Consider the following 12861-nt stretch of genomic DNA (forward strand, 5'->3'; position numbering starts at 1 on the left):
GATCGCGACAAGTTCCGACTTAGCGACTGGTTCAAGCTCGGTTGCAAAGGCAGTCGATTCGACGTCAGCCTGACAACATCACCGTTCGCCAATGTCGCGGACGCCTTGAGCGAGTCGCGACAATCAACGAACAGACAACCGCTCTGCCTTGAAAGATTCGCAAGGTTGCCTCGCGTTTTACACCGCAGTTATCCAGACGCGAGAAGCCACCCTTAGTGTCCGCTCGGGGCTCGATCCGACGCCCGCTGCTGTGCTAGCGCCGCAAGCCCTTTTGATAGAAGCTGTCGGTATAGATGCCTACTCCAGCATTCAAAAAGCGATCGACCACGTTCGGCTCATTCACGGTATGAACGAACGTCTGTGCACCCACGCGCCGAAGCTGGTCCGTGTAGTCTTGCTCCCAGTACGGATAAGCCATGGTCACTGCCGAGATCTCGGGATGTTGGGCTACAAAAGCCACGACCTCGGCTTTACTTGCCGGTTTGTCAAATCGGTAGAGCGTCAGGATCGACCGCTTGAACTTCATTTTTTGCTCGATGCCAATTTCAGAGAAGTTATAGAGTTGCGGAATCACGCGATCTTTGCAGTCGATGTGTTGTGCAGCGAGCTCGGTGCACAGCAAGCGGAGCGTGGATTCGTTCCCATCTTTGACATCGGTCACAAGATACCAGTCCCGTTTTTGCTGCATCAGCCGCCCAATTTCCGCTCCGTCAACCGGCGTAAATTTTCCGTCTAACTTCCTCGACATGAATTGCGCATGAGTGAAGTTCATCGGGAGCCCGAACCGCTTTTCAAGGCCGTCGTGCATTGCCACTACCCGATGGTCTGGCGTGGATAGCAAGTCAATCTCAAATAACCGAAAACCGGTTGCATAGCTATGTAGAAAGCACTCTTTGCAATTTAGATAAGCATCCCCGTCGATTGCCCCAAGCGCGTGAGCTACGAACAATCCAGGTACGGGCCGTCGACCCGAAGCATTGGAGTTCTCACTGGCCGAGACAGCCATAAAAAGCAGCAGTACCGCAACAAATACGCCCAAACGTCTCATGTACGATGCCTCACAAGTCGGTATAAATGCAATGCGCGACTTTCTTCGCTCAGCATCGATGATAAACCTCTTGACTACTATAAGAAGCAAACGAGGCTGGAAATAAAAACGATCTCGATGCACGACCTTTGGCTTAGCGCCGTCCGTCCTAAAGAGGCGACCCTCGGTATCGCGGAAGGCTTCCCTTCTGAATCCCGACACAGCATGCAGAGAAATTGGGCAACGCTGCAATACACTAAGAATTTGGGTCTTAAGATTCTTCGTGCCAATTTCGTTTGCTCAACCGACGGTCTCGCATCGGGACATTCTGCTTCTGGGATAACCGACCCGTTTATGCGGCGCATAGGTTCGACGAAGCGTGTCTTAGTCTCCCTTGGACCCGGTCATTTCCCATCTCGACTACTGGAGGTCTGGGACCGAGTTGCCAACGACCCGACAATTATTCAGCGGGGGCTCACACTGCGCGGTTCACTCTCACGGCTGTTCGGCTTCCGTCGGAATTCGTTAGCGGCAGCTTAGCGGACTTAGAATACATCGAACGAAGGCGCTACATTCATTCTCGGCGATTCACTTCAGTCAGACTTTTCGGCTAACCGCCGGGCGTCGTCGCAAAGGCTTCAGCGCGAGGAATCTCTTCTCGACCAAATGCCAGGATGCCGCCGCGAGCAGAAGTGTCGGCACAAGCGCCAGTCCGAAGTTTAGAAATGGTTTGCCTTGAGTTTGAAGCACGAACGATATGGTTTGTTGGACAACGAAGCCATACACATACACTCCGTACGAAAAGTCCCCAAGCCGTCCCATCCATCCGAATGCCGCTGGCTTGGCAAGCGAGAAAGAAAGGATCGCGTAGGGCAACACTATGTACAGTGCAATCTCGTGCGCTATCGAGCTCTGCGGGATCGTAGCCAGCAGCAAGACAGCTAACAACGCCGTTTGCAAGTCGAATGCCTCTTTAGGTGCCGCGATCTTCCAGGCGGCACCAAGGAAAAAATAAGGAGCAGCATCCAGTGCAGAAACAATGCTCGTCGCGTAAAAGACAATGGGCTTTTGCGGAGGAGCGAAGCGGACCAAGTACAAGCCCAGAACACACAGCACGAAGGAACCAATAACAATACGAACTTTCTGCCCTCTGCCCCAAAGTACCACTAGCGGTGCAATCAGGTACATTGCGAATTCAACGGGCAAACTCCATAGCGAGCCGTTGACAGCATTCGGGTAAGCAATATGCTCGAACACACCGGGCAATGCGTACGACGGATAGAGTGCCATGTTACCGAGGTAACGAACAAACCAAGGATTCCTGAAATATTCCGAGACTGGCAGCCTGGTGACAACAGGACCAAGCACAAAGGCACTCAAAAGGATACAGACTATCAATCCGGGGAAAATTCGTAGGCATCTCTTCCAAAGATAGTGGCCCCATGACGGATCCCGCATCCAGCTTCCCATGACAAGGTAGCCACTGATGCTGAAGAAAACCTTCACTGCAAGCGTTTGGACTTCGTTCCCAAAGAGCGCAGGGCTCGGCACACCTGACAGAGGAAAGGCGTGACCATACAAAACAACCAATGCCGCAATTAACCGAATGGCGTCGAAGTTGTCTTTTGGATGAGTCAACTGAAGGGTTGCAGGCAGATCGCTGCTCATGTTGGAATTCTGCATTGGTCCGCTGGCTGGGTTATTAACGCCAAGGCACCTCCGTGAGCTGCCCACTTTGGCCGCGATGATACTACACAAGGTTTCTGGGCTGATCCAGAACACCCATGACGTGCCGGTTTTTGGCTGAGCGACTGCCTTGCTCCACTAGAAAAAATCGAAGTATCGTTCATAGAGAGGCCACGTCGGGCGGCCGAAGCTAAGGCCGATGCCGCCGGCTGAGATGCTGCGCTTCGCATCCTGTTCGCGCTGAGAGATTCTCGTAGAGCTTGTTGTCAACAGTGTTGTTTTCGACGAAGGAACTGGTCAAGGAAGACTATGAATGACCATCAACGACACGAATAGCTGCAGAGATTGGCCTCATAATATTGCACTATCGCATGCTTGCACACTTACCACGACAACAGCCCTTATTCATGAAGCGAAATCCTCCGAGCACCTCAGGCCGCGAATCCGTCCCCGCAAAGCGCCAGGGTCCTCTACGTGGCCTATTCGCGCTGCGCCATTCTCGCGACGGCATTGCAGCCGCTTGGCGGCTTGAGAGCTCGTTCCGGCAAGAGGTGTACGTTGCAATAATATTGCTTCCAATCGCCGCCCTTCTCCAAGTAAGCCCACCCGAACGGGCGTTGCTCGCAGCAACTGTTTTGCTGGTGTTGCTGGTTGAGTTGATTAATTCGAGCGTAGAGGCGGCGATCGACCGAATCTCCCTCGACTATAACGAACTGTCCGGCCGCGCCAAAGATTGCGGAAGCGCGGCAGTAACCGTCGCACTGATCATCTGCGTCATGACGTGGTGCATTATCGTTGGGCCGCCCGTCATGGCATGGTTCCACAGATAGTGTCTGTGGGATTATAGTGCGACGAGCTACTGGGACCACTGTGCCGAGATCTGCTCGACGTGTATTTACACGCAAATGCTCTGTAGCGTCGCGTGTGATTCTGCCTCATTGAGGCACATTCTCGGTGGAAGCGCGAGTCGTATTGCTGTCTGCTACTTTGAATGAACCACGTTTGGAAACCGCGTCCGCAAAAGCGATCGATGGGCGATCAACAAAACGCTGAAATAGGGTTGCGACAACAAGCGCAGTCGCCATGTAAACACTAAAGGCGAAAATCGACGAAGTTAAAAATGAGCAGCCGTGGCTTTGCGCCCAGCGAGCAGTCCTCAAGCCCACCGACATTAAGATCGGCACATGAACAACGTACAGCGAGAAAGAAATTTTTCCCAGATAAACGGGTATTCTTTCCGAAAATACTTGATTAACTCTCGCGCTACCTATCACACCAGAAACCAATAATATGGCACCCGCAGTGTTCCAAAATAGGCGCTGGTTCAGATCAAAATTTGGCCCGTAGGGGGACAAGTTCGGCAAGTGAAGAACGCGCAAGAATGCGAAGACCGAATTATGGCTGTACGCTAGTCCGATTAATCCAGTTAAAGCAAAAACAGCGCATAACGCCGGACGCTTGAGTAGCCAGGGTCTCGCATAATTGAGCATTGCTCCAACCAAAAACGAGACGTAAAACAGCATATTCGGACTCATGAATCCGAGCAGTGCCGCGAAAAAAATCGACCACAGTGTAAGTGGAAGTAAGCGTCGACCAAAGACAGCAAGCATTGAGAACAAAAAAATCGAACCGATTAGTTCGACCTGTATTGTCCACAATGGAGGGTTGAGACTGGTGTGAGCAAAGAGAGGCGCCCCGATCAAACCGTCGAATAACGCACCAAAGAACGAAAATGGGCCGACATACCAAGCGGGCACCCATCCAGCGACGCCTATCGTGGCAGAATCACGCGTGATAATCGCGCCCGAAGTCGCCAATGCCCATGCAAATATGACGGACGCACAGCTTGGTAAAACGAGCCTTAAATAACGCTTTGACGCGGCCGCCTGTAGTACCGAAACATTATCAGTGGCGAGAAATTTGGTAGTTAGTACGTATCCGCTCATAACAAAAAATACACAAACCGCCGCCTCAGCGCTAAAAAATATCGAGAAGGGCGGATACTGAACCCACCTCTCGAAGTTAAATGTGGGGACAGATCCTGGAACAGGGATGAAAACGCTGCCTAAATATGGAAAAAACACGAAGGTGAAGTGACCGATCGCGACGATCAAGCTTGCGATACCTCGCAGTCCTTCGAGCCCAAGATTTTTTTTAGCGGCCATTAGACTTAGGTTCGCCGAGCGAGCGCCGACATTGCCGACTGAATGACTCTTTTGATTCTTCGCGCCGGGCGAATATCTTCGCGGTCGGAAACTACTTTGTGTCTGTCAACGGAATCTTGATTGATCTCCGATTTCCGCGCAACCAAATGCGCGAAATAAGTGGGTATCACACCCGTGTCGGATAGCGCCTGATCAATCCCCAGGATGTGACGCACGAGTTCCACGCCCTCAGGCGTCTCGTAAAGCGCGTCGTGGTTAAGCCCCCAGAAAGTGATGAAGGCAAAACCACCGTACAACGATGTAATCTCCAGATTGCCGAACAAAGCTTTCACGGTCGCCTCGATTTGCGACGAGCAGGGCGCTTCCGTGGGATCAACTGCGGCGACTTCTTCGGGACTGGGAAGCGGTAATTCCGAATGCCAGGGATTCTTGAGAGCGGGAGGAAGCTGTCTAAAAAACGCTCTTGCAATGTCGGCGTGAGTTTTTGGGTAATTAAAACGGTCCGGCCCAATGTATTCATTTGCACACCACACGAGCCCGCCGTCTTTTAATGCTCGGCGTACTGTCTTAAGTGTCTCGTCAAGTGGCTGCATATGATGCAGCGACGCGACGAACGTCACTAGATCGTAAGCCCCGTCCTCTAATACGGCTTCACCAACTGGCATGCAGTGACAAGTTAGTCTTTCTCCCAACCCGAGTTTTTCGGCACACGCTTTGGCGTAGTTGAGGCCGACCGGACTCACGTCAAAAAGATCGTAAAAGTCAACAGCACCATTTTGGAGCAGGGCAACTTCCGTCTCAGCGCGTCCTACCCCGATTCCTATGGCACGCTTTACTGACTTTCCACCGAGATACTTTTGCGCAAACCAGACTTCGCGCATTTGTCTGTTCTGAATAACGAACTGTCGTTCGATAGAGAGCGGATGCGCTTGCCATTCCTGCCTATTGAAGCTTTGCGAGAAATAGTTCTGCCCCCAATGGCTAGCTGTCTGCGTAAGCATTCGCGAGACTCCAGTTTGACGACGACGCGCTAAGCGTCTTCGCCATAATGTTCGAACTCAAGCCTTATGTTCTAACAACACGATTCGGCGCCGCCGAACCTTTCGACTTACCACGCCTTCGTCAAACGGAACCTGCCACCTTGACCGCTCAAACTCAATATACCTTAAACTCCACTGAAGTATAAAAGAAAGTCTTATCACTGAGGCCTGTTCGCTCGCTCGGGTTTTACCTTAGTCCTTCAGAACATCAGTTGGAACAAACGGATAAACATTGCCAGTGAATTTTCAACCGATCTCTGCGCTTGTGCATCGTTGACGTCAGCTTTGGAAAAACTCGCCTCTTGATCGACAACTCCTGCGCCTACTCCATCCGATGAAGGTTTGCCAAGGAAATACCCCCCTTGCGGACTGTTAGCGTGGAAGCCTCTGAACACTTTGTTAAGTCCTGCTGTCGGTGCGACCGCAAGGACCACGCGATTTCGGGATAAATAGATGGCGCGCGCGAACGCTTTTTCGGTCAGGTAAGAGCTGATATCGTCAACACTTCCGTCAGTATCGAATTTGATCAAGAAATAATTTATCAGACCAAATTTCTCGAACGGCGCGACCGTGAATACTTGATCTCCCAGCGTTACTGTTCTCGGACGTACTAGGATCGGCTCTGCGTGCTTAATGGAACTGTTCCAGCGCGATCCGACATAGTCTTTCACTTGCTTTGAATTAACGACTGACTCTAGAACATCAGGCGCGAAATGCGTAGGTAGAAAGCCCTGTGCGTTGCTCAACAGCGACTGTCCCATGCCAATTCTCGTATTTCCGGTAAACCCAAGCGCCTCCAGCACAGTCGGACCTATGTCAAAGTGGGTTCCCATTGTATCAATGTCGCGATGCTCACCGCCTGGCTGATTGATGAGCAGCGTCAAGCGTCGGTTCGTTTCCGGGCCAAACCGCTTAAGGGCTTCAAGGGTGAAGTTTAGGTGGTCCGACATTGCGACGATAGTAGTATTCTCAGAACCGGGGGACTGGCGGATGTGCTCAATAAAGCGAGAGATTGTCTGATCCGAACAATGAGCGGCGTTGTAAAGATCAACGCCGGCACCGTACTTTTGGCAAGACTTTGACAGCATGTCAAAGTTAGGATGATTATCGACTGTCAACGTGGAGATGACAAACGGTTGTCCTGTACGCTGCCATTCTTTTACGGCTTCATCGTAGTGTTTCTCCACTATTGGAAACAGTATGTCGTCATGGATTCCCCAACCTTCGTCCTTATCTGCTTCGCTGACTTTCTGATCAATCGTGCCACGACCGATCACCGTGTCATAGCCGTGTTGCGACAAAAAGGGGCCTTTCCCACCAAACCTAACGTCAGCCGCATTATAAAACGATAAGGTATAGCCATTTGTTCTTAGAATATCGCCCAGACAATGCGCGCTTGGCATGAACCGGGGCATAGCCGAGCCTAACTCATTTAACTCAAAATCGTACTTCCCGAATAAAGGGATACCGCACTGCGACGAGACCATCCCACCCATGGTCCACCCAGTGTTCGGCATCTGGCGTAGATTAGTAAAATTAAGCGATTTAGCCTCGATGCGTGACAGGGCTGGCATCATATCCGGCTGCTGCTGACTCACGAAGTAAGTGCGCTCAAGCGACTCCATGTAAATAAACACAAGGTTCCTAGGCTTCATGGGCTTTACTGGTAACCTCTTATCCGCGAACCGCGCCGCGAGAACTGTGGTTACCGTAGTGTTGACGTGCGACACCTTCCAGATATGAGAAATCAGTGAATCAAACGGCGGAAACGCGGAAATACCAAGCACTAACATGCCCGCCGTAAAACCCAATTTTTTTATCGAGTTCTTTTGCTTCTCAAGCCGTCTTGGCCGACTCAGTATCCATATGAATATCAAAAGCGCGAGACTTCCGCCCACCAACAAATAAATTCGCGAATCTGAGAATAAAACAGATGGATCCAAATGATAAAAGAACGCGTCGTTGAAACCCTGCCCCTGAATTGCGACCGACGACATGTAAAGCAGGTTTAAGACGACCGCTACGAGCAACAATAGTCGTGTGGTGAAACGTACAGCTGTTGAAGACGAGCTAAAGAGTTCCACCATGGAAGCGGAGATGACTATTGACGTGACAATCCATACCGGATCGACGCGATACATCTTTATCGCCGCGAATGCGGGAAAACAAAAAAGCGGAATCAGAAGATAATGAATACGGCTCTGCACATTCTGCATATAGACTCGGAAGATAGTACAATCTAACCCGGAGTATGGCACATCTCATTTATGCGTGACAAATAAATGACCGAGGCAAACCTTCCCGTAATTATTGAAAATTTAGAAAGCGAGTAGAAGGCGTTTTAGCTGAAATTGTCAGCTAGTCTCTTAAGACGATCGTTGCCGAATGCGCTGAATTTTTCGGGCAATGGAGCGCAAAAGAAATGCAAAACGCGATTGCGCGCCAAACATTCGTGTCAGTACTGGGTATTTAGCGGCTACGCGTCTGGCTTCACTCTTTGAAAGATAAACCAAGGCCTGTGATCGGACCTGCTCGTCAACCATGGCGACGATCTCGCGTGGTGAAAGCGTCACTCGCATCGCCCTCTGCATCTCCGTAGCAACAGCGTAACTATGGTGAAGCTTCGCCTGACGCTCGGTTGCAACGTTGCGTGATTGCGGAACCCGAGCTCTCGAGGTCGTCTTGGGTACAGCCAAGAAATCGCCATCCAGTGCATAACGCGTCCACAAAAGCCAATCTTCGAGCTGGTCCATCGATTCGTCAAACCCGCCATGACGCTCGTAGAGTTTTCGGTTGAATACGACTGATTGAATCGTGACCAGATTCTCCTGCCACATCGCGAGTTGCGAAAAAGGACGAAAGTGGACATATGGCTCGCCTTCCTCGATCTTCACCCCACCGTCAATAGCTGGACTGATAGCTGACGGCACAAAATCGGCTGCACCGTACGCTGCATTCGTCTGGTTTGTCAAGGCAGCCCTAATTAGCAACTCGAGATGATCACCATACAACTGGTCGTCGTCATCCAGAAAGCACATCCACTCCCCTTGCGCCGCTGCAAGCGCGCGATTCCCGGCCGCACTCCGGCCCACCGCACTGCCGGTTGCTTCATACCTTAATTGCAAACGCGAAGCAAACTCGGCCTCGATCATTGCTTGCGCTGTAGGAGCACCGTCCTCGACCACGATAACTTCGACGTTGGAGTAGGTTTGGTGAACGACAGAGAGCAACGCATAACGCAATATCTCGGGTCTTGCGTGCGTCCGCACAAGTACGCTCACCAGCGGACAGTCAGCCTTAGAGTGTAGTGTCGTGTCCTGCGCAACGAATGCACCAAGACGACGGCGACCATAGTTCCACAGCGCAAATTCAGGACAAAATCCCCGGACACGCCACGAGGCCGCATCGGAACGGAAATAGCGAAAATCTCGCGCGAAACGCCTGAGAGCATCTAAAACCGCACGGCGTCCACCCGGAAGTCGTCGATAGCCAGTCAGTTCGAAAAGACACAGTGCTACGCCTGATGCAATATCGCCCCATCGTCCGAATCTCGTTCGCAAGCAAAGCGACGCGTAGACACCGTTCACGATCTGAGTAGGTTTGACTTCGCCAGCTATCGCATATGTCCGGTGTATAGCCGCTGCACGCGGAACATATTTCAGCGTGTACCCGCGTGCGCGCAAACGCCAAGAAAGATCGACATCTTCGCCATAAAGGAAAAATCTTGCATCGAAGCCGCCAACGGTCTGAAACGCATCTCGCCTAAACAGCACAGCCGCGCCGCTTACCCAGTTCGTCGTTAGGAGCGATGGGTCGTAATCCTTGGGATGCTCGAATGGTGTTTGTCGCATCTCCCACGCGGCATCGGAAGTGTCCGGGGTGACTTCGGCAAACAACTCTTCCAGCGCGTTCGGGAACAGCTCGACGTCCGGATTGAGGATGAGCACGAAGGGCGCAGTGCCAAGAGCCACATTAGCGTTATGCGCCCGACCGAAGCCGAGGTTCGCGCTGGAATGCGAAACTGTGATGAACGAGGCTGGCCTCGCTGCCGTGTTACGAACGGCAGCGAACGCGTCCCACTGGCTGACAGAAGCCGCATCGTTGTTCCACAAAAAGACGCGCAGAGTGAGCGCGTGCGCGACCGTCTGTCGTTCGATACTGTCGATCAGACGCCCCACCTCCTCGGTCGTGTTGCGATAAACGACAATCGAAACGTCGGTGGCTTGTTGCGTTGTCACGAAAGCATCGCTGTGGCTCCCAAGCGAACCCTGAACAGCGCCCTCACTCAACGCAACCGCCGCACGATTCTTCGGCCGATCTGACGCGCAAGTTTGTTCGATCGGGAAGCAAGCATTAGTAGCGTTGGGTGACGATGCAAAAACTCTAGCGTGGAGCGCTTAGCGGAAACGGTGCGACGAGTGCGTGCGAGATCTCCCTCGAGCTTCAGGATCCACTTGCGTTGATCGTTGATTAGCTTAATCGTTCCCGGCGGGAAGACGTGATATTGCCGATCAAAGTTGCTCAGGATGGCGCCGTAGTCACGCTCCCATTCCGATTGCGAGTGAATTGAATATGAAGATTCACCCTTTTTCCACTTGTGATAAATACAAGTGATCTCGGGCGATGCTTCAAATCCGCAAAGCATTACGCAACGCAGTTCGAAGTCCCAATCCTCCGCTGTGTTCAATGTCTCGTCGAATCGCAAGCCTAACTCGTGGTAAGCAGCGCCAGGAAATGCGAGAGCAACAGGAGGCGAGTAGTTCTGAAGGAAGTGGGCATAGAGATCGTAATGTTTCGGAAACGGATGACGGATCGCCGCGACGACTGCGTAGCCGCTGCCACCTGCAGCAGTCTCCGGGGTTTCAGCGATGTCCTGCTCCGCTGCCACGACCCGCAACATGCGACCCGGTGACTTCTCGGCTAGCTTCTTGAACGTCTCGACCCAGTGGGCAAAGATCATTTCGTCGTCGTCGAGGATCGAGATGTAATGACCACGCGCCAGCTCGAAGCCAAAATTGAGTGGTGTCGTGCGTCCGCCGCGATCGCACGGAACAACACGTGCGCGGCTCCGAATATTTGTGGGCATGTCTTCCACTATGCGTTCGATCAGCTTTTGCGTCTCGAACTCGACCTTGTGTGGGATGACGATCAACTCGAAGTCTTGGCACGTTTGAGCCGTCAACGCCAGCAGAAGGTCACGGAAAGTGGCTAAACGTCGCCCTTGCGTGCGCATGACGATCGACAGAAACGGGCGTTTGGCATCCGGCTCGACCACGAGCGACCCGGGCTTTACCGGTCCAGGCAGGAACGCGCGCACGAGTTCGTTGATGGATGAGAATTCGTCCGCACCTTCACGTATCTGCCCAATAAAACGATTGAGAGGTGTTGCGTCCGACACCACCGGGTCGAATTTCGGGAAATATTGATCGCTGCGCTGGCGGTGGAAATCAGCGCGCGAAACCTCGGTCCATCCTGCGCCGGACATCATCGCACCCAGCAGGCGATCGGTATGGTGGATGACATGCGTGTGATCCAGCAAGCCTTCGACTGTGTAGTCCCAACGGCCTGTCAGGAGCTTCGCGGCCAAGTCCCTATGCGCGACGTTAGGCACGGCGAGCACGAAAAGCGCCGCGCGGTTCTCGACAAATTCCCGTAGCGCACGAAGAAAAGCGGGACCATTTGTAATATGTTCGAGCGTATCGATCATGCTGATCGACGTGAGCTTTCGCTCGCCGAGCGCCTCTCGCAGCGACACGATAGCCGCTCTCTCATCGGAGAGGTCGATCGCGTGCGTTTCGAAGCCTCGCGCGTTCAGCGCTTCCAGGCGTGCGGTGTCCAAATCGAAACCGACGTAGGTCAATCCCGCCTCGCGCAGAGGTTCGGCAATGGCGCCGTAGCCACAGCCGATGTCAATGTGCACGCCGTCGGTTCCCGCGTGCGCGCCGAGTAGTTCGATCACTCGACTGTAGACGGTACCGGATTCATAAGGATGGTCGTAAACGGTGCTCATGTCGTCCGGTCAGAATCTATGTTTGCTGTAGAAGCCATCGATGAACTGCGCCACTTTGTGGCCTGGATCGATTTGCACTGGTAAATTCCCGCTTTCCTTCAAAGACTGGAATTTGCGGGCCGCTTTCTTTTCTGCTTCGCTACCGGCGTCTAGCAACTGACGCTCGATACGATCCGCAAGATCCGCGCGAGAATACTTGTAAGCGAGGAGCATGGCAGCTTCGGCCGAGAAGTATTCTTCGGCGGCACCGACCATCCACTTGCCTTCTTGCGAAAGTCGTTTGTCGTGAAAGATCACAGCGGACGGCTGGAACACGAGCTTATAGCCCGCTAATCTGATTCGCCACGAAAAGTCGACGTCGTCGCAGTATAGGAAGAACGATTCGGAGTCGAATCCATTTACTTCCTTGGCGACCGCTGCCGTCACAAGAGCGCACGCAGTCGTGACCCAGCCAGTCTCTCCCGAGGCGATGCTGTAGTCTTTTGGGTGCTCGATGGGAACTTGCCGCGCCTCTACCACAGCTACGCGTTGACGTTCCAACATGGGCTTGGTCAACTCGATGAAGAGGTCCGGCGCTACGATGGTGTCAGGATTGAGAATCAGGACCAGGTCTGAGTCGAGTCCTTCCAGCAAACGGTTATGTCCAGCGGCTGAGCCGAGATTCTTATCATAGAACTCGTATTGGATGTCGCCGAGCCCTTGAGGCGCATATTGTTTGCTTCGCTCGGCGATCTCCTCCTCCGTGAAGATGCGATCGGGCGAACAGTCGCCAAATGCCAATTCGACCTTGGACAACGCGCCCGAAGAGATGGCCAACTCCACCGCTCGTGCGAGGCTCGCAAGCGATTGATCGACGTGCTGCCTGGTATTGCCGTAAAGAATCGACTGGATGCGTAGCGATGCCGCACCCTGCAGTTTGGTGTCGTGAATCAA

9 protein-coding genes are annotated in these 12861 nt (G+C 52.8%); 1 reads left to right on the forward strand and 8 read right to left on the reverse strand.

What is annotated here, in order from left to right; translation table 11 throughout:
- Positions 1-253: 253 nt before the first annotated feature.
- Both NCR98_RS10610 and NCR98_RS10615 read right to left on the reverse strand, forming a co-directional pair.
- The gene (locus NCR98_RS10610; protein WP_250526168.1) at positions 254-1048 is read right to left on the reverse strand and encodes a PI-PLC domain-containing protein; all 795 of its coding nucleotides are present in this window, start codon (positions 1046-1048) and stop codon (positions 254-256) included.
- Between the two features lie 576 nt (positions 1049-1624).
- Positions 1625-2695, reverse strand: coding sequence for an acyltransferase family protein (locus NCR98_RS10615; protein WP_250526169.1), 1071 nt, complete (start codon positions 2693-2695; stop codon positions 1625-1627).
- Between the two features lie 425 nt (positions 2696-3120).
- On the opposite strand from NCR98_RS10615, the gene NCR98_RS10620 reads away from it, so the two are divergent.
- On the forward strand, positions 3121-3543 hold the full coding sequence (locus NCR98_RS10620; RefSeq protein WP_250526170.1) for a diacylglycerol kinase: 423 nt from the start codon (positions 3121-3123) through the stop codon (positions 3541-3543).
- Positions 3544-3648: 105 nt separating this feature from the next.
- Here the strand turns inward: NCR98_RS10620 and NCR98_RS10625 are convergent, their stop codons facing one another.
- From NCR98_RS10625 to NCR98_RS10650, 6 genes are all read right to left on the reverse strand, one after another.
- The gene (locus NCR98_RS10625) at positions 3649-4878 is read right to left on the reverse strand and encodes an acyltransferase family protein (RefSeq protein WP_250526171.1); all 1230 of its coding nucleotides are present in this window, start codon (positions 4876-4878) and stop codon (positions 3649-3651) included.
- Positions 4879-4883: 5 nt separating this feature from the next.
- The gene (locus tag NCR98_RS10630; RefSeq protein ID WP_250526172.1) at positions 4884-5879 is read right to left on the reverse strand and encodes a class I SAM-dependent methyltransferase; all 996 of its coding nucleotides are present in this window, start codon (positions 5877-5879) and stop codon (positions 4884-4886) included.
- Between the two features lie 239 nt (positions 5880-6118).
- Positions 6119-8134 carry a sulfatase-like hydrolase/transferase gene (locus NCR98_RS10635; RefSeq protein WP_250526173.1) on the reverse strand — a complete coding sequence of 672 codons (2016 nt, stop codon included), beginning with the start codon at positions 8132-8134 and terminating at the stop codon, positions 6119-6121.
- A 150-nt stretch (positions 8135-8284) separates the two neighbouring features.
- Positions 8285-10156, reverse strand: a complete 1872-nt coding sequence (locus NCR98_RS10640) for a glycosyltransferase family 2 protein (protein WP_250526174.1) — start codon at positions 10154-10156, stop codon at positions 8285-8287.
- Between the two features lie 47 nt (positions 10157-10203).
- The gene (locus NCR98_RS10645; RefSeq protein WP_250526175.1) at positions 10204-11928 is read right to left on the reverse strand and encodes a methyltransferase domain-containing protein; all 1725 of its coding nucleotides are present in this window, start codon (positions 11926-11928) and stop codon (positions 10204-10206) included.
- A 9-nt stretch (positions 11929-11937) separates the two neighbouring features.
- Positions 11938-12861, reverse strand: a complete 924-nt coding sequence (locus tag NCR98_RS10650) for a glycosyltransferase family protein (RefSeq protein WP_250526176.1) — start codon at positions 12859-12861, stop codon at positions 11938-11940.

It is taken from the genome of Caballeronia sp. GAWG2-1 (genome assembly GCF_023631405.1).
Lineage (GTDB): Bacteria > Pseudomonadota > Gammaproteobacteria > Burkholderiales > Burkholderiaceae > Caballeronia.